The organism is Staphylococcus nepalensis (genome assembly GCF_002442935.1).
In the GTDB taxonomy this organism is placed as follows: Bacteria; Bacillota; Bacilli; order Staphylococcales; family Staphylococcaceae; genus Staphylococcus; species Staphylococcus nepalensis.
The window spans coordinates 852451-874865 of the sequence record NZ_CP017466.1 but is presented as its reverse complement, the minus strand read 5'-3'; the positions used below and the strand labels follow the sequence as shown (position 1 = coordinate 874865).

Here is a 22415-nt window from a genome sequence, read left to right as displayed (position 1 = left end):
GTTACACACCATACCCTAACATCTACGACATTCATTATATTTCACTCTTAAATCACTACATTGCTAAGTGTTCAGCATACTGTTTTTTTCTTTTATAATAATTTTTAACTTTTTTCGGCATTGAGCCACTTTGTAATTCATCTTTAGTAATAATCGGGTAATTTTTAAATACAATAGATCCTATATATCCACAAATGGCGCTTCCAGTAGCACATAAGGATGCAACAAGAACGACAGTCAACGCATTATTGAAACCAAACATAACCATCAAACCAGCAATAGGTGTAGCTGTACCAGTTGCTTCGTTAACTAAACCAAACATAGCTATAATGACACCGGATACTGCGCCACCCATAAAGTTCGTAAGATAAACAGGAATAGGATTTGCCGTAACAATATCTGCTTGTGATAACGGCTCAATAGCTACAGAAATTGTTGTTTTACGATCTCCAAATTTCATACGCTTAAATAAAACAAAATTCATAAATGATGATCCAAAAACAGCTAAAGCTCCAATTGCCATGGGTGTGCCAGTTAACCCTAACAAAGCGGTGAGTGCCATAGAACTCAATGGCGCAGTTGCTACTACTGTTATAATGCCACCAAGCACTATCCCCATTAAAATAGGACTCGAAGTTGTAGATTCTTTAATAATATTCCCAATTTGCAATAACGTCGCATCTACTACAGGCGCTACGCCTACTGCGATTATTCTTGTAATAGGAGCAATAATAATAATTGAACCTATTAAATCTAAACCATCTGGAAATTTTTGTTCTATCCATTTCATGCCAAAACTTGCTATGTATCCTGCTACAAAACCTGGTAGTAAGTCCATGTTACCGCACGCAACTGCAATAACAAATGCGTACACCGGCGAAACACCCATCGCTAACGCTACTAGTCCAGCTGCAGCAACCCCACCTAAACTTCCAGCTGCATCACCCAGCTGTCCTAAAAAAGGAATACCTAATAGATCCCCACCAACATACTTATGAAAAGCTTCTACTAAAAATGAAGCAATTGCTGCATTCGCGAGGGCGCCCATTGCTTTACCACCATTTGGTGCTTTACTTGTAAATAGTGTAAACAAACATAATACGATACCTAAAAATATAACCCCTAAAAGTAAATTCATAAAAACACCTTCCGTTATTTGTATGCGCTTTCATTTAACAAATATTAGTATATCATAATTTATATTTTACTCAAATCATATTTTATATCAATATATAATTTTTCAAATAAATTTACACTATTCAGAATATTCATTTTTTATATATGTTACACGGCTATTTTTGAACATATCCATATTTTATTTTAAGTATGATTGTAATGTTCTAATGATTGATTCAATCCTTTTACGTTGCTTTTCATTTATGTAAACGACCACTGTCCGTTCATCTATGTCGCTTCTCTTTTTACTTAAATACTCCATTTTAATTAACTTTTGTAATGCTTTCGTTAAGTAATAAGGTTTTAACTCAGAATGTTGGGCGATTTCTTTCGCTGTAACTTCACTTGAATTACATTCATGTAGATAATTTAAAATAAATACTTCTTCATAGTTTAATTTGTGGTGCTTTTTAGTCTGCTTAAAAAATGTTTTTCCTTGTTGATATAATGAGATTAATTCATTTAATTCCTTTATCGTTTTCATAAAAACCGCTCCTTATGTTTTTTCTTGTTGTTAATATACACGAAAGTTTTCTTATCTATTTGTAACATAATTTTATCCTATTCATGCTATTTAATTCAATATAAGTAACTATGAAAAATGTTATGATTTACTACTATTTTTTTAATTTTATTTTTTATTTTCAAAATTTAGTACCTCATACATCCTTTTTATTAATAAGAAATGATTTTTATTGCATTTTCAATTCTAAAATGATTCGTGAACATAATACTTACAGATAAAGTAATCGTGGGTGAATTAAAATTCCAATTTTTCTAAAAAACATAGTTGTTAGAAAATCGTATTGTCGACTATAGTTGGATCAATATTATATTTCTATATCTAATTATGATCATTTATTTTTAATATTATAAAAAAACTTGAGATATAAAATTAAATATCCCAAGCTCTTAAAAAGGTTATAGTTATCTGCACATTTTTATTTATTTTATTCAAATATAAATGATTTTACATCATAAAGTTAAATATCATGCGAAGTAATTATTTCTTTTTACAATCTAAAGTGTCTAAGAAGCTTAGTGCTGCCATACCAGACAAGTCTAATGCATGTTTTGCGCCAGCTTTACCATGGCCTGCTTCAAAATGTTTATATGCTGCAACACCAAGAACTGAAATTGTTAATAGTGAACCAATACGTGATAATCTTTTACTTGCAAAGCTTAATACGAAAAATACAGCACTTAATGTTTCAACTGCGCCTGCTAACGGTACCGCATTTGAAGGTAAACTAAACACATCAGTAAAGGTATCTTTCATTGATTGATCACCTTTTAACTTTGGTTTTGCAGCTCCGTATAATTCTTTTGCTAATTTTAAGTTTGTTAAATAACGTAATATCATTACTTTAATCTCCTTCTATTTGTTTTCAAAATATTTATCTACAACAGGTTTTACCCGCTCAGCCAATAATTTAATTGTACGAATTGTGTTTTCGTGTGGCATGGATCCTACAGGGGTATGCAACATAAAGCGTGATAAACCTAACGTTTCAATCGTATCAATGATTTTATTTGCTACTGTTTCTGGACTACCTACATATAATGCACCATTTGGCCCTGCTTCACGTGCAAAACTATTTTCATTGTATAAAGGCCAACCTCGTTCTTTGGCCAATACATCGTGACTTGCTTTGACTGATGGGAAAAATTCCCGAAACGCTTGTTCATCTGTCTCAGCAATATATCCCCATGAATGTGTTGCAACAGTTAATTTATTGACATCATGACCATAAGATTCAGCTATTGACTTATACATCTCAATATTTCTTTGAAATCTTTTTGGGTCCCCGCCAATTATAGCATAAGTTATCGGTAAACCAAGTGCTCCTGCTTTCAATGACGATTCAGGTGTGCCACCTGTTGCGATTGAAATGGGTAATGAACCATGCTCAACCCTAGGGTAAATGCCTAAATTCTGTATACTTGGTCTAAGATGACCATCCCAATTCACAATTTCATTTTGATTCATTTGCATTAATAAATCAATTTTTTCATTAAAAAGTTGTTCATAATCATTTAAGTTATAACCAAACAATGGAAATGATTCTATAAATGAGCCTCGCCCAACCATTATTTCAGCTCGCCCATTAGATACCGCATTTAATGTAGAAAAACGTTCATAAACTCTGACTGGGTCATCTGAAGATAATACAGTAACGGCACTGCTCAACTTAATGTTCTTTGTATGTCTAGCTGCTGCTGCTAATACAGTAACTGGGTCAGATACAGCATAATCAGGTCGATGGTGTTCACCTAGACCATAAACGTTAAGGCCATAATCATCAGCAACTTCAATTTCTTCAATAATATTCCTAATCCTTTGGGCGTTACTAATTGCAGGTGCTTTACCTTTATCAGTATATATATCACTATTATCTGCAAATGATGTCAAACCAATTTCTACCTTCATATATTCACCTCGCTTACCAAGTATATTTTTTATACCTATTATATTAAAAGCTTTTCTATTCGGTGTCAATATTAATGTTTAGCAAAATCAAAATACGTCAATCTTGATTAACCCCAATTCTTTATATATGAAATAGTATCAAAATAAAGTAATTAATTTAAATTTTAAATAACTAATTGTTAGCATTAAATAACATTTGTAATTTTCTGTTATTTTACAGCTTTGTAATAAATTAGAAAGCAATATTACACTGAATTCACCTTAAAACGCCATGGCTACAGCCTTAAGACGTAAAATAATCACCCCTTATTTTGTTACATATCCCCCATAATTATTAGAGATAAATTACAAAACGATAACATTGCACACAAAACGACAAATTTCTGATAGAGTAATGCTTGTCGTTAAAACAACGAAAAAAACTAAACATACTATAAACAACGTCATTAGAGACTGAGATAATAAATTTAAAAGCTTTATCATTATTAGGAGGATATTTTACAATGAAAAAAATCGCTACAGCTACAATCGCTACTGCAGGAATCGCTACATTTGCATTTGCGCAAAACGAAGCAGATGCTGCTGAAAATAACAATGGTTATAACCCAAATGACCCTACTTCTTATAGCTATTCATATACTATAGATCAACAAGGTGATTACCACTATACTTGGCAAGGTAACTGGAATCCAAGCCAAGCTGATCAAGCTCATTCAAACTATACTGGTAATACAAATAGTGGTCAAAATAACACTTATGGTTCTACATATGGTACTTCAACTCAATCATATACGGCGAACAACAACACAACAGGTGGCGGTGGTGCTGCTTCAAACGCTACTTCAGACCGCAACATCCAAGTAACTACAACTAGTGCACCATCAAGTTCATCAAGTTCAATTTCAAATACTTCAGGCTCTTCAAATAATTTATATACTGCTGGACAATGTACTTATTATGTATTTGATAAAGTAGGCGGTAAAATTGGTTCAACTTGGGGTAATGCAAATAATTGGGCAAGCGCTGCTGCTGCTTCTGGTTATACTGTAAACAATTCACCTTCTCAAGGTTCAATTTTACAATCATCAACTGGAGCTATGGGACACGTAGCATACGTTGAAAATGTTAACAGTGACGGTTCAATCCAAGTTTCTGAAATGAACTATGGTCAAGGCCCTGGTGTTGTTACTTCACGTACTATTTCAGCTAGCCAAGCTTCAAGCTATAACTACATTCACTAATTAAAATAGTTTATATATCCTGGGACACGAAACAATGTTCCAGGATTTTTTTGTATGCATAGTAGATTGCTAACCAGCAACAAAGCCCTAATAAAAATAGAAAGCTTTTATCCTGTTTTTTATTTGATTTCATAAAAAAGCATCAACTCACTTATTATTTCGTGAGTTGATGCTTCTTTATTTATAACCAATATGCTAGGCTTATCCAATAGATAAAAGCAAGTAAGTAAAGTAATGGAAAACTTTCTGATACTTTATCTTTCACTTGCTTATAGATAACATAGACGCCAAAAGCAAGTAATATAATACTCAATGCCATTCTTGCAACAAGCAATTCTTGTATTGATATAACCACTGTTGATGATACAGGTACCATCGCTAACAACAAGGTTAAAACCACAATCATTATTGTGTAACATATAGTATCTTTTGTCTTATTACGATGAGAATTGACCCAATATAAAATCAAACCAAATATCGTAGTAAGTAATATTTCATGTATAATAGTTGGTTTTTCAAACAAATCGGTTCTATACTGTATCATCGCTACAATATACAATATAAAACCGATTATAAAATAGATAATAGAAGGATATTTAAAATCTTTACCTATATTGAAATATTGATGAATTCCCAATCCTATTAGCAATATCGCTACAATAATTACTAGATACAACACGGAATCACCTCATCCATACTTTATCCTTTTTATCTAACTGGTAAACATATTATTATTACTCTCGCTTTAATTTTTAAATGAACAAATGTTTATTTTTTATTGCTAATACAAAAGCGCAGCCCGCTTCATTAAAAAAACACCTCCGTATAAATTCAGTTGAATATGAATTTAACGAAAGTGCCTTTATTTTATTTCTAAGTTTTGATATCTGTTCAATTTCATCTCAGATTTTTTACCCTTTTAATGTAAAGAATAATTCAATTTTTTAGCTTTGCTCATGATGCTTACTATGATTCATGGTTAACTTTAGCGCGTTTAATACCAATACCAGTAAAACCATAGAAAATCGCGAATAAAACACATAAATAACAAGGTACAGTCCATATAAAGAATTGATCAACAGACACGCCTAATTGTTGTGTATAATAGATACCTGAAGTACCCCAAGGTATAAGCGGAATAATCATTGTACCTGAATCTTCTAGCGTCCTTGATAGATTCGAACGGTCTATTCCCATCTTATTATACATATCCATCATTAATACGCCTACCATAATAATGACAACAGAAGCAACGCCTGCAGCTAGCACCATCATTAACCCACCTAATACAGTTGCAAGAATTAATGTGCCAACTGAGTTAATATTGCTAGATATTTTATTCAATATAACGTCTAGACATCCTGCTCTTTCTACAATACCTGCAAAGGCGTAACCACAAAAAATAGTGACCACAATTTCAGTCATGCTCATCATGCCGCCTTGTTCTATTAAGCTGACAGCCTTATCAGAAAGTGAATTATCTAAATGTGGTACCATACTTTGATTAAAGCCATCAAAAGTAGCCTTGAAGCCATCAGTCATATTAAATCCATTGTTGAAAGTGCCGATGATTATCGCACTAATGCTTGATATTAACATCGATGGCACTGTAGAAATTTTAAATAACAAACATACTATAATAATAATTAATGGTAGCCACACAAAAAAGTTAATGTTATAAATTGTCGATAACTCTTTAAGCATGGCATTCACTTGAGACGTGTTGACACTGCCTTTGAATTGTAGCCCAGCAAAGTACCATACGATTAACCCGATAATTGATGCTGGTACTGTAGTCCATATCATCGCTCTTATATGAGAAAAAATATTCACTTTTGTAACTAGGGCTGCTAAATTAGTCGTATCTGATAACGGCGACATCTTATCACCAAATACTGCGCCAGCAATAATTGCACCTGCAGCCATACCAGCTGGGATATTTAATTGCGAACCAATTGCCATTAGCGCTATGCCTGCCGTAGAAGCTGATCCCCAAGCAGTTCCGGTAGCAACAGAAGTAATTGCAGCTATGATAAATGCCGATACTAAAAATAAGTTAGGGTTTAAAAATTCTAAACCATAATATATTAATGCAGGCACTGTTCCTGAATACATCCAAGTGCCTACAATAATACCCACTGATAGAATAATAAATATCGCAGGCATTGCTGTTGCTAAACGGTTAGTAATGCCTTCTTCTAAATCTTTCCATTTCAAACCAACGCGTCTCGCAATGATTGCGGCATATGCTGAAGAAAGAATAAGTAACGCTTGGATAGGAATATCAAAAACAACAAATCCTGTAATTACAATAACAATCATTACCAAAATCGTTGAAATTGATTCTAAAAAAGTTGGTTGTCTTTTCATACACATTTCCCCTTATCTATATAAATGGATGCGTTTTTGACTAGTGCAATCCTAACTTATCTTTTCCTAACTCATCAATTGTTAATCCTTCTTCAAAGAAATCGCGTTCTAAAATAGTTGATGCAATGACCACGATGGCGTCTATATTAGGCGTAGGCACGTCAATTTCTCGTCCTAAGCTAGACCATAATACTAAACCATATGCGATATCTTCTGTTAAATAACGATTTTTTACATGGTTAGGTCCTTTAATTTGGGAAAAGACAGGACTTGTGTTAAACAAACGATTTAACGGTTCATCTTCATCCTGTCTTTCTAAATAGCCACGTTCAATACGTGCTTCTTTAGCAGATGATAATTCAAAACCTAATTTTCGCCCCAAGGTTAGTCGCTCTAACTCTACTGCATGTAATAAACGTACTGTATGTTTTGTTATCCCCTCTTCATACAGTGCAAATTCATCTGCATAATCAATTCTACCTACGTTTAATAGTGTTGGACCCGGATGTACTTCAGGGTTACCATTTTCTAAATTTGTTTTCCAAAGACTTTCTTCTTTGACGATGTATGGATATAATGTTTCTATTTTATCAAAGCTATCGCTTAGCTCTTCCTTATCATACGTTGAGAAATGCACTTTTCTAACGTTTAAAGATAAATCCACACGTGCTTCTTCAAAATCTACACGCGTGCCGTAAGTTAACGTATTTACTTCTGCAAATTTAGGCATAACTTCAATTTGCATATCCTCTAATACATTCATAAAACGAATAGAGCCCATAGCAGCAGCGATATTGAAGAATATAAGTTGGTCTTCTGTGATAAACGGTGCCATTGTATGTGCATAATGCTCAATAAACGATGATGGTATTACAACTTGAATGACTTCGGCGTCCTCAAGTACATATTCCATATCATCACTGATATCAGTAAATTGTACGAAGCTCTCTTCGCCTTCATTACTGAATGTAAAACCACCTTGTTCTATTGCTTTATCAAATTTATCTATAGACTGGTTTCTACAGTATAATTTGACTTCATGTCCTTTGGTAATCATATCTAATGCTGCAGTAACAGCACCATTCCCTGATCCTACAATAGCTATCTTCATAAACACCCTTCTTTCTCTAAACATTGTGTATTTTTTATTAAACATTACTCTCATGTATAACCTATTAAGAAAAAGAATAAACACTGGCCTTCAACCTATTTAAGTTATCATTAAAAGTAACGCATTGCTTTATAGCATTTCTATATTTTAACAGGATAATAACGCTGTATATAGTCCTATCCAAAAAATTTATAATTTTTTTCAAATGATGTGCAACTGATTTTGTTATTTTGTTATAGTAATGTTAAACAAAAGGAGGCAAACTACTTATGACTGAAAATCACACAAATCGTGAAGTATTAAATCAAGAACCGAACAGTGATGCAAGATTAATGGCTACATTAATCTATGTACTTAGCTTTTTCACCACTTTTTTAGCACCACTTATAATTTGGCTTATTAAACGTGAAGATTCTGCATTCGTTGATAGAGCAGGCAAAAATTATTTTAATTTTTTAATTTCATATGTTATTTGGTTTATTATCTCTGGCATTTTAATGCTTATTATTATAGGATTCGTTCTATTTCCTATTGTGGCCATTTTGAACTTTATTTTTACAATTGTAGCTGCAGTAAAAGCATATAATGGAGAAGATTATTTACCACCTCTGTCTATTAGATTTTTTAAATAATTTCAATTTCAATTTTGTGATTTTTTACACGCGTTGTAATAAATCGATTGAGCAAACGCTTATAAGATGCTACTAAATCTTATACTTGCGCACTTTATGCAATATTACAATAAGTTGCGCTTTTGTAACCTCACATGTTGTTTATTACAGCAATATGTGAGGTCTTTTTAATTGTTTTACAAATACGTAACATTCCACACAAACACTTTTTCTTCTGTTATTGTATTAATTGTCGTTGAAACCAACGCGTTAATTAAAAAATTAATTTCTATTCAAATAATATATCTATTTAAAATTCGGGAGGACTTTTTTATTATGAAAAAATTAGTAACAGCAACAACTTTAACAGCAGGAATCGGAGCAGCAATTGTGGGATTAGATCATGGGAACGAAGCAAATGCTGCTGAACAAACAACACAAGTAGATCAAAACTCAACTCAAGCGACATCAAGTTCAAGCTCAAATCTATACACTGCTGGCCAATGTACTTGGTATGTATTTGACAAAACAGGTGGCGACATTGGCTCTACATGGGGAAATGCAAATAACTGGGCATCTGCAGCATCCGCAGCTGGTTACACAGTAAACAATTCACCAGAAGCTGGTTCTATCTTACAATCTAGTGAAGGAAGCATGGGCCACGTAGCATACGTTGAAAATGTAAATAGTGATGGTTCAGTAAATGTTTCTGAAATGAACTATAGTGGTGGGCCATTCTCAGTAAGCGAACGCACAATCTCAGCAGGTGAAGCTAGCTCATATAACTATATTCACCTTAACTAAGATTATTTTTCAAAATATTATTTGGGAGTCAAGCTGGTAAAGTCTCGTACTTTATCAGCTTTTTTTATTGAATTGCCCTTTACATATTGCAGCCAAATTAAAAATTTGAGAAAATCGTAGCGTTTAATGTGAATAAGGAGGTTGAGACAAATGCAGTGGTTTAAAGTTATTTTGGCAGGCATCATAGAAATATTATGGGTAACTGGTTTAAACACGGCTGATTTAGTTTGGAGTTGGACAGGCACGATTATCTTTTTAATTTTAAGCTTCTATTTAGTCATTTCAGCTTGTAAATCATTACCTGTTGGGACAGTATATGCTGCGTTTGTAGGCATTGGCGCAATTGGTACTGTACTCGTTGATATGATATTTTTCGGTGATGCATTCAACGTGATTAAGATAGCACTGGTTATTTTACTCGTAATAGGTATTATTGGCTTAAAACTAACTACAGAGGAGACTGAACAATAATGGCTTGGACGATACTATTTATTGCTGGTCTACTGGAGATTGTTGGTGTCATTATTTTAAATGAAATCGCACGTACTAAAAAGAAAATATTCGTAGTTTTTTTAGCCCTCGCCTTTATTTGTAGTTTTAGCATGCTTAAATTGGCAATGTCTAGTGGTATTCAAATGGGGACGGCTTATGCTGTTTGGAGCGGTATAGGCACTGGTGGCGGAACGCTAGTCGGGATGCTCATTTATAATGAATCTAAAAATATTAAACGTGTAGTTTTATCTTCTTAATTATTTTAGCAATTGTAGGTTTAAAACTGGTTAGTTAAACTATCTTACTTTAGATTCATATCGCCGATGATAATAAAATTCTTTTTTGTTTATTCGGTTTATAGTCTGTGATATAAATCAATATACTAAAGCGTTTATTGATATTAGTTTTTATACTGACATCGGCCAACTCCGAAATAAAGTGATACTAAATTATGGTACAAATGTTTAGCTTTGCTACGCTCCGAATTAACTGTAACTTGATCAGTAAGCAAATGCTTTTAAATATAGGTTATTTTTACCTCGCTTATATGATAATATAAATTAAATTAATAACCTTTTTAATTGGCTTACAACGTAAAAATTTGTTTACTATTATGAAATTTACTATACTTTAGGTAAAGGAAGTGATTATACATGGTAAAAGTTTATATTGCAGGTCCAATACCTGAAGTTGGTTATAATTTATTAAAAGAGCAAGGTTATGAAGTAGATATGTATGAAGGCAAAGGTATTGTTGATAAAGAAACCTTAATTCAAGGTGTGAAAGATGCGGACGCTTTAATCAGCTTACTATCTACTAATGTGGATCAAGATGTAATTGATGCAGGTTCAAATCTAAAAATCATTGCAAACTATGGGGCTGGTTTTAACAACGTGGATATTGAACACGCAAAACAAAAACACATCGATGTGACAAATACGCCCAAAGCCTCAACAAATTCTACTGCCGAGTTAACTTTTGCGCTTGTACTCGCTGTAGCAAGACGTATTCCTGAAGGTGATAAATTATGTCGTACAACAGGATTTGATGGATGGGCGCCACTATTCTTCCGCGGTAGAGAAGTTTCTGGAAAAACAATCGGTATCATTGGTTTAGGAGAAATTGGCAGTGCAGTAGCCAAACGTGCTAAAGCATTTGATATGAATGTACTTTACACAGGCCCTAACCAAAAAGTCGATAAAGAACGTGAAATTGGTGCTAAATATGTTGATTTTGAAACACTTTTACAACATTCAGACTTCATTACCATCAATGCTGCATATAACCCAAGTTTACACCATCAATTTGATACTGAGCAATTCAAAATGATGAAACCAACAAGTTATTTAATTAATGCAGCGAGAGGGCCAATTGTTCATGAGGAAGCTTTAGTTCAAGCACTTAAAAATAAAGAAATCGAAGGCGCTGCCTTAGACGTGTTTGAATTTGAACCAGAAATCAACGATGAACTCAAATCATTAGATAATGTTGTTATCACACCACATATTGGTAACGCGACATTCGAGTCTCGTGATATGATGTCAAAAATTGTAGCTAATGATACAATTAGCAAACTGAACGGCGACCATCCTAAATACATTGTGAATTAATTAAAAAATACCAAAAGCCAGAAAGTACTTATAAACTGTACTTTCTGGCTTTTTATTATTTTTACTTTTCTTTAGATTTATATAAGAATTTGGTTTGGTTAGATATCAGTTGATTCGGTATGATTTGCGCTATTTTATTTCTCACTTTAACCACAAATTTATTTGTTCTTTGAGCAATTTTGCCTATTTTTCTAGAACGTTTAATGACTTTCTTCGTATGCTTGACCCGTAATTTATTATAACGTTGCAATGCCATATCAAAATCGTATGTTTGTATGCAATTAGCTAAAACAATAGCATCTTCCATTGCTTGACCTGCGCCTTGTCCCATATTGGGGGTCATCGCATGTGCTGCATCTCCAAGAAGCACTACGCGTTGGTATACAAACGTTTTTAGCGGGTTTAAATCATACATGTCATGTAATAATATATCTGTTTCGCTTTGTTTATCTAGAACTTGTCTGACTTCATTAGGAAAATGATTAAATCTTGCTTGTAAATGCGGTTTTGCAAATGCGTGTATCTTAGTATCATTTTCTTTAGCTGTTATTGAAATAAACCAATAAGCTTGGTTATTTAATAGAGGCACGATGCCTACTCTGCCTTTTGAAGACCAATATTCTTTAGCCACATTGCCATCCTTAAGGTCTATTTCATCTACTAAACCTCTAAATACTGTATAACCTTGATAAATCGGTTTATTATTTGGCGCGACAGCTTGTCTTGTATTAGAATGAATGCCATCCGCACCTATACATAAATCAAAGGATTGTGAAGGTTGCTCGGAAAATTGTAACGTTACTTTTAAGTCACCGTTTTCAATATCCGTTACATAATGGTTTGTAAAAATTGCGCTATCAGGTACATAAGATTGAATTACATCTAATAAACTTTGGCGTGACATCGTTAAATTAACAGTGTTTTTTTTCAATTTAATTTTTGACAATGGGTTTGCTTTTTCATCAAGTACTTCCATGACATCAACCACTTGTCCTATATTTTTAAGTCCTTTTGCTAAATCATGATTATTTAATTTATCAATCACGTTGCCACCAATGCCAATACCAGCCCCTAGTTCAGATACTGCGTCTTTTTTTTCAAACACACTCACATCATGACCTTGTTCTATTAATAAAGCTGCTGCAGTTAAACCGCCTATGCCTGCACCAACAATTGCTATTTTCATCTTAATTCACTCCAACTTTCCCTAGTCTTTTAAAAATTTCCATACTTCATTATTAAATAATGACATTGTTTTTAATACCCAATGATATAATAACATATAAAAAAGAAAACAAATCCACTAATAAAACAATATTGTCTTTTTATATTGAATCCATTATAGGTAATAATCTTTATTGATATCATCTTTTTTAATGCCTAAATTTTTATAGAAATGTTTCATAAACCATGCGATATTTTCATCCCAGTCTACATCACTCGCGTATTGATGTTCTCCTGGTTCTTTTGGATTCCATCTCATTTGATATAAAGAAATCTGCTTATTATTAAAATAATTATTTCTTACAAATTGGGCGCCACCCATAATTGCTTTATCGGGAGAAGTCCAAGCTTGTTTTTTAGCAAAACTGCTTCCAGTATGGACAGCATTTTCATCGAACGCACCTATTCCAAAAAAGTTATAATATTTTTTCCCATTGTCTTCAATACCTTTAGCTAATTCAGATTTACCATTTCCTGTTTCTACTAAGGCATGGCTTATTAAATATAAAACGTTGACTTCATATTTATCTTGCGCTTTTAGGAAAGCTTTACCTTTTCCTTTTAACACGCCCTTACTTTTTAAAATATCATTCACTTCATCTTCAGATAACGATACTTTTTCAGAGATATCCATATGGTTCAAATCATCTTGATCACTGTTTACATCCATTGCTTTACTAACATCTTTCGTTGAAGCTTTTAGAAATTTACCATCTTTTTCTTTCATATTTAAAGTACCAGAACCAACTTGTTTATCTACCGCCTCATCAAATGTATGCGTTTTTTGTTTTTCAAACAAAGATGTTTCATTTATGACTAACAAAATAACAAATATTACTATAATTAATATCAATAGTATTAATGGTATTCGCTGTTTAACACGCTCATTCATTATATAAAAAACTCCCTATTTTACATTTTATTTAGTTAGTGTGAAATAAGCAAAAGCAATTGCCACAAGCACAATAATAAAAGAAAGATTAATAGCAATGCGCATGCCCTTTTTATGTCTAAATAAAGTGTTGAATATCACTAAACTGATTGCTAATGAAACAACAAACATAGTAATAGCCATAACAATATTTAAAGTGATTAAAAAAATAATACCGATAACTAAAAATATGTTAGATATGATAGCCATCGTTTTTACCATTTTTGGGTTAATAAGACTTCCACTCCTTGTAAAATATTCTAAATATATCGCTCTATTAACTGAAATTGTATCATATTTGCCTATCTTTCAGTATGTCATTTTTAATATAAAAAATTAGCACTCATGTGAGCATTTCACATTGAGTGCCAATTTGATTATACCTACATTCAATTATTTTTACTCTCTTGACATACCTCTAAGCATATTTAACATATATGTTAAACTACGGTTCATCTCATCGTCTTTAAGTACGCCCATCAAGCCAGTGATAGATGTTTTTTGATTTGGGCTCGCTTGGTTAGCCACACTTAAGCCCTTGTTTACTTTGTTTAACATTTGGCTTAAATCATTAACATTTAAATCACCCAATAAAAAGACAAGTGAAGCCATATTTGTAATTAGACCAGTGTATTGCTCTTTATTTAACTCTACTGAGAATTTATTAGCAATGACACCTCGGCTTTTTACCATACCTGATAATGCATCGAGTAATTTAGCTTCATCTAAAGTACTAATAATATTAATCGCTTTCATAATACTATCCTTATTTGCTGCAATTGCGTCTGTTACTTCAGCTAAACTTTCTTGCTTAATCTGCGCTTCTGACTTTTGCATGCGTTTAATATGCGTTATTCTCTCTGCCATTACCTATTCACCTTACTTCCTGGGAAAGTATAGTCGTCACGTTTCCACTTATCTTCAACACGCACACTGTATTGTGGTTGTCTTTGTTTGTTGATACGGAAGTTCGTTGGATTCAATGGAGATTTACCTCTCCGTGTTTTAACTTCCATACGACAGCTGGTACGTTTATATGAAGGTGTGTCTGTATCTTTGTCCACGTCGCTGTTAGTCAATAAGTTAATAGCGCCTTGGTCACCATTTATCATTGCGTCATTATTTAATGGAATATAAATTTCTTTACCTTTCACTCTATCTGTAACGTGTGCAATAAGTTCTGCCTCGCCACTGTCTGAAATTAATTTAACTTCTGCCCCTTCGTGAATATCTCTTTCTTTAGCTAATTCTGGGGAAACCTCAACAAACGGATGAGGCACTTTGTATGCAATGCCTGGAACTTTATAAGTCATATTTCCTTCATGGAAATGTTCCAATAAACGACCGTTATTTACATGTAAATCATATTCTTCATTAACTTTAAAGAAGTTATCAAATGTTAATGGATAGAAGTTCGCTTTACCATCTTCAAAGTTAAAGCCATCTAAATACAATGTTGGTTGGTCTGTGCCATCTTCGGCTACAGGCCATTGAAGGCTATTGTATCCTTCTAATCTATCGTAATTAACACCTGAATATGATGGTGTTAATCTAGCTATTTCATCCATTATTTGGCTAGGGTGCGTATAATTCCAATCATATCCTAATGTTTTAGCAATTTCCTGAATAATTACCCAGTCTGGTTTCGATTCACCTTTAGGTTCTAATGCTTGGTATAAACGTTGAATACGACGTTCAGTATTTGTAAATGTTCCTGTTTTTTCCAATGAAGGACTCGCTGGTAAAACAACGTCAGCGTATGAAGCAGTGAAAGTGAAAAATTCATCTTGGACTACAAGGAAACCAACTTTTTCGAGCGCTGCTTGTACATAATTGATGTTTGAATCGACGATGCCTGTATCTTCACCGTATAAATATAATGCATCAATTTCTCCTTCGTGAATCCCTTCCATCATTTGGTGATTATCTTTACCAGGGACACTTGGTAAGGATTGACCATATTCTCTTTCAAATTTAGCGCGAATTTCATCGTCCGCTACTGCTTGGTAACCAGGGAATTGATCTGGCATACTACCCATGTCACTACAACCTTGCACGTTATTATGACCACGTAGTGGATACGCGCCAGTACCAGGTTTTCTATAATTTCCTGTAGCTAACAATAAGTTGGAAATTGAAGTTGATGTATCACTACCAATATCTTGTTGCGTTACACCCATTGCCCATGCAATTGAAACTGTTTCCGCATTAACCATTTGGTGTGCAAAGTCTATTAAATCTTCTTTAGGAATACCTGTTGTATCTTCTGCAAACGCCATTGTATATGGCGCTAATGATTTATAATATTCATCAAAACCATTTACCCATTCATCAACGAACGCTTTATCATGTAAATCATTGTCTATGATATATTTCGTTACAGCTGATAACCAAACTAAATCTGTACCTGGTTTAGGTTGATAGAAATTGTCTGCTCTTTCTGCCATCTCATGTTTACGTATATCAAATACATTTAACGTATTGTTATATAATTTATGTCCTCGCTTAATACGCGAAGCAATAACTGGATGTGCTTCAGCCGTGTTAGTACCAATTAAAACAACCATGTCAGCAATCTCAAGGTCATCAATTGAACCAGAATCACCGCCATGCCCTACTGTTCTAAATAAACCTTTTGTAGCTGGTGCCTGACAATAACGAGAGCAATTATCTACATTGTTTGTGCCAATGACTTGTCTAGCAAGTTTTTGCATTAAGTAAGATTCTTCGTTAGTTGCTTTAGAAGAAGAAATAAATGCTAAGGCATCTGAACCATGAGACGCTTTAACTTTTTTAAAGTTTTCAGAAACTACTTTTAGTGCTTCTTCCCACTCTACTTCTTCAAATTGATTGTTTTTACGTACTAATGGTTTAGTTAATCTTTCTTCTGAATCAATATAATCCCAACCAAATTTTCCTTTAATACATGTTGCAATTTTGTTTGCTGGGGATTCATGTTGTGGTTGTACTTTTATTACTTCTCTACCTTTTGTCCATACATCGAAAGAACAACCAACACCGCAATATGTACATACAGTTTTAGTTTTCTCGATGCGCTCTTCACGCATAGCTGCTTCTGAATCAGATACAGCAAATAATGGACCATAACCTGGCTCTGCCTTTTTAGTTAAATCAATCATAGCTGCAAGAGAACCTGGCTCTAAATCTGTCATATAACCAGCATTTCCTTCCATCTTCACTTCCATCATTGCATTACACGGACATACCGTCGCACATTGGCCGCATCCAACACATGATGAATCATTGATGGATGTATCATTGTCCCAAATAACACGTGGTTGTTGACGTTCCCAATCAATTGTCAGTGTTTCGTTGACTTGAACGTCTTGACAAACTTCAACACAACGTCCACATAATATACATTGGTCTGGGTCGTAACGATAGAAAGGACCATAATCTTTTTCATATGGTTTTTCTTTATATTCATACGTTTGGTGTTCTAAACCCCATTGGTCCATTGTATTATGAATTTCGCAATCGCCGTTGTTATAATCACACACTGTACAATATAGCATGTGATTTTCTAAAATACGGTCTAATGCTTCTTTTTGGCTTGTTTGTACATTATCATTTTGTGTATTTACTATCATTGGTCTATCTATTGTCGTACTACAAGCACGCTGCATTTCGCCATCAATTTCGACAGTACATGTATCGCAAGTTTCTATAGGACCAAGCGATTCGTTATAGCATATAGAGGGTACAAAAGTATCTTGTGACTTAATAAATTGTAGTAAGTTTGTACCGGGTTCTACAAGATAATCTTTACCATCTAATGTAATAATTAAATGTTCCTGCATATTCTTCACCCCTATTAATGTTTGTTAAGCCCATGTTTATTCTTCAAAGATGTTTAATAACATTCCATCTTAAAAGCCCCACACTTTTTTGGTAATGTTAATTACATTGTATAGGTATTTCATCAAAATGTTAAGGTTTTCTACTATTTTCTCTCTGTTTTATTTAAATATTAATTGATAGTGTTAAATATTAATTAATAAAAAAAGACAAAAAACACCCCTCAAAGTATTTTTATTGTTTACTTTGAAGGGTGTTTGTGTGATCAAATCAGACATATTTATTTTAGTCAGATGCCCAAGTTATTTTTGACGCTTGCCTCAATTTCAGTTAATGAACTTTGGCTAGGTATAAAGTAATAAAGACCGTCGTCTTGAATACCACCCTGTCCTTCTAATTGATGACGATGCACATTATCATTTGCATCTTTATAATTTCCTCTAACTTTATTAAGTTCACCTAAAGTTAAATCTGTTTTAACATTATCTTCAACATGGTTCATCAATGAATTAAAGTGCGTTACTGAGCTAATACTTGTCAACTTATTTGCTAAACCTTGTATGACTAATTGTTGACGTTCTTGTCTGCCAAAATCTCCGCCAGCGCCTTCTTCTTTACGGCTCCTAATGAAAGCCATGGCTTCCTTACCATTCATGTGCGATTTTTGCCCATCATTAAATTGAAAACCATCATAAGAGAAAGTTGCATTACTTGTAACTTCAATACCGCCCGCGGTATCAATCATATCTTTCATGCCATCCATATCAATCGTGGCATAATGATCGATTGGAACATTTAATAATTTTTCAACTGATTTCACTGCCATGTCAGGCCCGCCATATGCATAAGCATGATTAATTTTTTCTGTTGTCCCTTTACCTACAATATCGGCTTGCGTATCTCTTGGTATGCTAACAATTTCAGTTGTTTTTTTATCTGGGTTGATAGATAGCACCATGATTGTATCACTACGTTGACCCCCGCCATTAGCATCTCGCTTGGCATCTGAATCAACACCAAATAAAGCTATCGTAAATGGATCCCCATTATTCAAATTGACATTTTTATCTCTTAAAGACGATTTATCTCTATCTAACGGGTTATGTATTGCCCCACCTACAGAAAATATTTTAAATCCTAAATAAATAATTGCTAAAATTGCTAAGATAATCAGTATGCCAAAGAACCATAAAAATATTTTTGTCGGTAATCCCATTTTCTTTTTACTGTATTTATCAGAACGATTCACCTTTTCATTCTCCATTCTATATTCAATTTTCTGTTTTATTATAATTAATTACTGATTATATAGTAATTAATATGAATGAACATGGTTCTTTAGTCCTATCATTAAATGAAGTCATTTACAAACAAATTTTAAACTATTTTTGATAACCTGTATTTGCATTTAAAATCTTCAAAACTTCATCATGACAAGCTTTATTACTAATAATAAAAGGCCCTGCTTTTGCAAAATCTAAATCAGTATTGTCTAATGTTGTCATTTTCAATCCTAGTTCTTTTGCAAATAAAAACTGTGCAGCAATATCCCAAGGTTTAGGATTTGTATTCACATGCGCGCCAAATTGACCTAAAAATACACGTGTTGAATCTAAGCCACATGAGCCAATAAAGCGATAGCCAAACGAAGCACTATTTAATTCATGAATCGTGGCATCATTCATCACTAAGGTGTTAAATGAAATAATCGCATCTTCTAATTTTAAGTCTTCTGGTTGGGATAACGGCTGATTATTAATATAAGCACCTTGCCCTTTAATTGCTTTATAAAGTTTTCTATGTGGGTAATCATAAATATATGATAACGTTGGTTCTCCATCTATGAAATACCCTAATATAATACAATAATCCTCTTGCTGCTTCACTAAATTTGTCGTGCCATCAATCGGATCCATAACCCAGACATGGCCTTGGTAAGCATTGACTTCTTCATTTGACTTTTCTTCAGCAAAAAGTTGATGCTCCGGAAAATGTTCATGCAAAAAATCTTCGAAATTTTGTTGGATTAATTTATCTACATTAGTTACAAGGTCAAATCGATTACGCTTTGTTGTGGTAACCATGTCTTCTATTAATTGCGGAATAATATCATCTAAGGTTGTTAACCAATGTCTCACTAAATCATCTATATTCGTTAATGCTTCTTTATTCATTTGAAACCTCCTCTTTAAACTACGCTCTATTTTTTATTATATTCATTTAATATGTATAATTTGTTTTATTTTATCATATAAACTTTATTATCGTAACAAACCTTCAGAACAAATCTTCAATCACCTAAATAAAGCCAACTAGCTATGCTAGTCGGCTAAATAGAAAGGAAAGTAAGTAATAAATATTGAAGATGTTTGCTTAGTAACTCGTACGAAAAAGATGTTAACAAAACTATATGTAATAGCTACCCCTTTGCCATCTTTTCGCTACCCCCTTGTTACTAAATATTATACTAACATAAAGGTTCAGAAAATGTAAGCGTTTTCTAATTTTTTTTTTTGAAAAAACTTTATAAATGTCGTCATTGTCACTTTTGTGATATAATGAATGTAATATGTAATCATTTGGGAGGTGACTTTCTAATGAATAAACGCGAAAGACAAAATAAACTGGTACAAGCAATACAGAACAATAAACAAATTACTGCTACTGAACTTGCAGCAAACTTAAATGTTTCGAAACGTACAATTTTAAGAGATATTCAAGATTTAGAAGATCAAGGTGTGAAAATTTTAGCAAAACACGGAAAATTAGGCGGTTATCAACTTCAAGAAACACCGAATAGTTATGAACTTGAATTAACTGAAAATCAGCTTACTGCTTTATTCTTGATTTTGAATGAAAGTCAATCTTACACAACGCTTCCTTACAAAGAAGAGGTTAATGCTATCATTAAAAAGTGCTTAAATCTACCTTACACAAAGATGAGACGTGCACTTAAAAAGCTCGATCGCTATATTAAATTCGATCAGCAAACGCACACCGATTTACCACCTATTTTTTCAGAAGTTTTAATCTATTGTACAGAACGAAATGTGATGGCAATGGAATATAACACTAATGGCAATGTCGCTACTGAAAATGTGATATTTATTGGCTTATTATGCACAGATGGATTATGGAAAGCCGTCGTCTTTGAAATTGGTCTCGGTAAAACAAATGAAATACCTATTGTTGATATTCATGATATCTCTTACTCTTTTGAGAAAACGATTAAAACACAAGATATAACCATTAATAATTATCAACAATTTTTAAATCCCACTGAGTCCTAAACAACTCACTGGGATTTTTTTAAATCAAAAACTTATGTATATAAGGTAATTATAGTAAAGATAAATGAAATCAAATTATTCAACATATGAAGACTTACACTAGCAATAAGTTTACGACCTGATTTCAAATAAACATATACCATTGCAATAGCTAATATTAAATAACTCCCTATTTCAAACGGTGACTCTGCGCCAACCACATGCATCAATGAAAAAAGAATGGTTGATACAATACCCATAGCGATGAAATTAAATTTCTTACCTAATTCACCTATTAATAAATGTCTAAAGCATATTTCCTCAACTAATGGGGCACCAATAACTATTAATAAAAATGTAACTGGCAAAAATGCAGGCTTATCAAATAGCCCCATTAATTCTAACTCATTTTGTGTTTCACTAAACCCAATTCCATCCGGTAAGTATTGCATGATTGTATTATATATAGTGCTACAAACCATCATCGTTACTGTCACTATAATAAGAAATAAGTAATGATTTTTTACAAAGTTTATATTTTTGCGCAAATGATATTTAAAATCATTCATATGTAAAAAATAAAAGCTACACGCTGTCACTAAATAGGCAAGTAATTGCGCAATTACACTTATCTTTAATGCAATTTTTTCAGATAAATTGTCTATATACAAGAAACCAATCACTATACCAAGCAGTGAAAAAACGATCATACTTGCAATTAAAATGGCAAGCAATGAAAAATCTTTCCACACAATATCTTTAAAACGGTATTTCCTTCTTTCCAATTTTAATAGGCTCCCTTCAATTTCTAATCATTTTATATTGCTTATAATATCATCATTCATTATTTAATAAAAATGAGTTCATTACTTTAATATAAATAATTTTAGAAAGGATGTCTTTCATGTATAACTTAGAATATCATCAATTAGAAGAACGTATTCATAACTTACTTAATTTAATTGAAGTTTATAAATTTGCAATCGTAACTCAAAACCGAAAAAAAGCACAACATAAAATTGATATTGAACATTTTATTAGCCAAGAACTCTCCTCATTTTCAGATGTTTCAATGCAACGATTTTCACTCCCACACTATAATTACTACCAATTTCTTGTAAAACATAGCAATCATCCAATAGAAGAATTAACAATCGGCAACACAATTAAATACATTGAAGCCATCCAACGTCACCTATTAGATATACACAAAACGTTGAGCAACTTCTTGTAATAAAATTTCAAAAACTATACCCTTTTCAAATTAAAATTGTAATACTTTTTCATGTATTGTAAAATGAAATCGATTACAGCAATATAGGAGTG

General features: G+C 32.9%; 22 protein-coding genes and 1 pseudogene. 8 read left to right on the top strand and 15 right to left on the bottom strand.

What is annotated here, in order from left to right; all coding sequences use genetic code 11:
* Positions 1-55 precede the first annotated feature (55 nt).
* The 4 genes from BJG89_RS03825 to BJG89_RS03810 all read right to left on the bottom strand — a co-directional run bounded on the left by BJG89_RS03825 (position 56) and on the right by BJG89_RS03810 (position 3607).
* The gene (locus BJG89_RS03825; RefSeq protein WP_096808638.1) at positions 56-1138 is read right to left on the bottom strand and encodes a PTS sugar transporter subunit IIC; all 1083 of its coding nucleotides are present in this window, start codon (positions 1136-1138) and stop codon (positions 56-58) included.
* A gap of 177 nt (positions 1139-1315) precedes the next feature.
* Positions 1316-1660: a transcriptional regulator, SarA/Rot family gene (locus BJG89_RS03820; protein WP_096808637.1), complete on the bottom strand. Its 345-nt coding sequence runs from the start codon at positions 1658-1660 to the stop codon at positions 1316-1318.
* Between the two features lie 519 nt (positions 1661-2179).
* On the bottom strand, positions 2180-2539 hold the full coding sequence (locus BJG89_RS03815; protein ID WP_096808636.1) for a DoxX family protein: 360 nt from the start codon (positions 2537-2539) through the stop codon (positions 2180-2182).
* A 15-nt stretch (positions 2540-2554) separates the two neighbouring features.
* The gene (locus BJG89_RS03810; protein WP_096808635.1) at positions 2555-3607 is read right to left on the bottom strand and encodes an LLM class flavin-dependent oxidoreductase; all 1053 of its coding nucleotides are present in this window, start codon (positions 3605-3607) and stop codon (positions 2555-2557) included.
* A 503-nt stretch (positions 3608-4110) separates the two neighbouring features.
* On the opposite strand from BJG89_RS03810, the gene BJG89_RS03805 reads away from it, so the two are divergent.
* Entirely contained in the window at positions 4111-4848 is a 738-nt protein-coding gene (locus BJG89_RS03805) for a CHAP domain-containing protein (protein WP_096808634.1), read from the top strand.
* A 181-nt stretch (positions 4849-5029) separates the two neighbouring features.
* Here BJG89_RS03805 and BJG89_RS03800 read toward each other — a convergent pair whose 3' ends face one another.
* The 3 genes from BJG89_RS03800 to BJG89_RS03790 form a co-directional block, all read right to left on the bottom strand.
* Positions 5030-5527 carry a hypothetical protein gene (locus BJG89_RS03800; protein WP_096808633.1) on the bottom strand — a complete coding sequence of 166 codons (498 nt, stop codon included), beginning with the start codon at positions 5525-5527 and terminating at the stop codon, positions 5030-5032.
* Between the two features lie 287 nt (positions 5528-5814).
* Positions 5815-7218, bottom strand: coding sequence for a Na+/H+ antiporter NhaC (gene nhaC / locus BJG89_RS03795; protein ID WP_096808632.1), 1404 nt, complete (start codon positions 7216-7218; stop codon positions 5815-5817).
* 40 nt (positions 7219-7258) lie between these two features.
* Positions 7259-8329 carry an NAD/NADP-dependent octopine/nopaline dehydrogenase family protein gene (locus tag BJG89_RS03790; RefSeq protein ID WP_096808631.1) on the bottom strand — a complete coding sequence of 357 codons (1071 nt, stop codon included), beginning with the start codon at positions 8327-8329 and terminating at the stop codon, positions 7259-7261.
* 269 nt (positions 8330-8598) lie between these two features.
* Between BJG89_RS03790 and BJG89_RS03785 the strand changes: the two genes are divergently transcribed.
* From BJG89_RS03785 to BJG89_RS03765, 5 genes and pseudogenes are all read left to right on the top strand, one after another.
* A complete protein-coding gene (locus BJG89_RS03785) occupies positions 8599-8961 on the top strand; it encodes a DUF4870 domain-containing protein (RefSeq protein ID WP_096808630.1) in 363 nt (120 codons plus the stop codon).
* 315 nt (positions 8962-9276) lie between these two features.
* The gene (locus BJG89_RS03780; protein ID WP_096808629.1) at positions 9277-9744 is read left to right on the top strand and encodes a CHAP domain-containing protein; all 468 of its coding nucleotides are present in this window, start codon (positions 9277-9279) and stop codon (positions 9742-9744) included.
* Positions 9745-9894: 150 nt separating this feature from the next.
* Entirely contained in the window at positions 9895-10215 is a 321-nt protein-coding gene (locus BJG89_RS03775) for a DMT family transporter (protein WP_096808628.1), read from the top strand.
* Positions 10215-10531 (top strand): annotated as a pseudogene (locus BJG89_RS03770) (DMT family transporter). Before BJG89_RS03775 ends, BJG89_RS03770 begins: the two are co-directional and overlap by 1 nt.
* A 358-nt stretch (positions 10532-10889) precedes the next feature.
* Positions 10890-11846: a 2-hydroxyacid dehydrogenase family protein gene (locus BJG89_RS03765; protein WP_096808627.1), complete on the top strand. Its 957-nt coding sequence runs from the start codon at positions 10890-10892 to the stop codon at positions 11844-11846.
* A 61-nt stretch (positions 11847-11907) separates the two neighbouring features.
* Here BJG89_RS03765 and BJG89_RS03760 read toward each other — a convergent pair whose 3' ends face one another.
* From BJG89_RS03760 to BJG89_RS03730, 7 genes are all read right to left on the bottom strand, one after another.
* The gene (locus tag BJG89_RS03760; RefSeq protein WP_096808626.1) at positions 11908-13032 is read right to left on the bottom strand and encodes an FAD-dependent monooxygenase; all 1125 of its coding nucleotides are present in this window, start codon (positions 13030-13032) and stop codon (positions 11908-11910) included.
* Positions 13033-13185: 153 nt separating this feature from the next.
* A complete protein-coding gene (locus BJG89_RS03755; RefSeq protein WP_096808625.1) occupies positions 13186-13962 on the bottom strand; it encodes an N-acetylglucosaminidase in 777 nt (258 codons plus the stop codon).
* A 27-nt stretch (positions 13963-13989) separates the two neighbouring features.
* Entirely contained in the window at positions 13990-14223 is a 234-nt protein-coding gene (locus BJG89_RS03750) for a hypothetical protein (protein ID WP_096808624.1), read from the bottom strand.
* A 177-nt stretch (positions 14224-14400) separates the two neighbouring features.
* Positions 14401-14868 (bottom strand): helical membrane plugin domain-containing protein, encoded by a 468-nt coding sequence (locus tag BJG89_RS03745; protein ID WP_096808623.1) that lies wholly within the window; start codon positions 14866-14868, stop codon positions 14401-14403.
* Positions 14868-17822, bottom strand: coding sequence for a formate dehydrogenase subunit alpha (gene fdhF / locus BJG89_RS03740; RefSeq protein ID WP_096808622.1), 2955 nt, complete (start codon positions 17820-17822; stop codon positions 14868-14870). Before fdhF ends, BJG89_RS03745 begins: the two co-directional genes overlap by 1 nt.
* Before the next feature lie 287 nt (positions 17823-18109).
* On the bottom strand, positions 18110-19084 hold the full coding sequence (locus BJG89_RS03735; protein WP_198401692.1) for an LCP family glycopolymer transferase: 975 nt from the start codon (positions 19082-19084) through the stop codon (positions 18110-18112).
* Positions 19085-19202: 118 nt separating this feature from the next.
* Complete coding sequence (locus BJG89_RS03730) at positions 19203-19994, bottom strand: inositol monophosphatase family protein (RefSeq protein WP_096808620.1); 792 nt, start codon at positions 19992-19994, stop codon at positions 19203-19205.
* A 423-nt stretch (positions 19995-20417) separates the two neighbouring features.
* Between BJG89_RS03730 and BJG89_RS03725 the strand changes: the two genes are divergently transcribed.
* On the top strand, positions 20418-21110 hold the full coding sequence (locus BJG89_RS03725; protein WP_096808619.1) for a helix-turn-helix transcriptional regulator: 693 nt from the start codon (positions 20418-20420) through the stop codon (positions 21108-21110).
* 32 nt (positions 21111-21142) lie between these two features.
* Here the strand turns inward: BJG89_RS03725 and BJG89_RS03720 are convergent, their stop codons facing one another.
* Positions 21143-21874 (bottom strand): CPBP family intramembrane glutamic endopeptidase, encoded by a 732-nt coding sequence (locus BJG89_RS03720; RefSeq protein ID WP_096808618.1) that lies wholly within the window; start codon positions 21872-21874, stop codon positions 21143-21145.
* 119 nt (positions 21875-21993) lie between these two features.
* Between BJG89_RS03720 and BJG89_RS03715 the strand changes: the two genes are divergently transcribed.
* Complete coding sequence (locus BJG89_RS03715) at positions 21994-22323, top strand: hypothetical protein (protein ID WP_096808617.1); 330 nt, start codon at positions 21994-21996, stop codon at positions 22321-22323.
* Positions 22324-22415 lie beyond the last annotated feature (92 nt).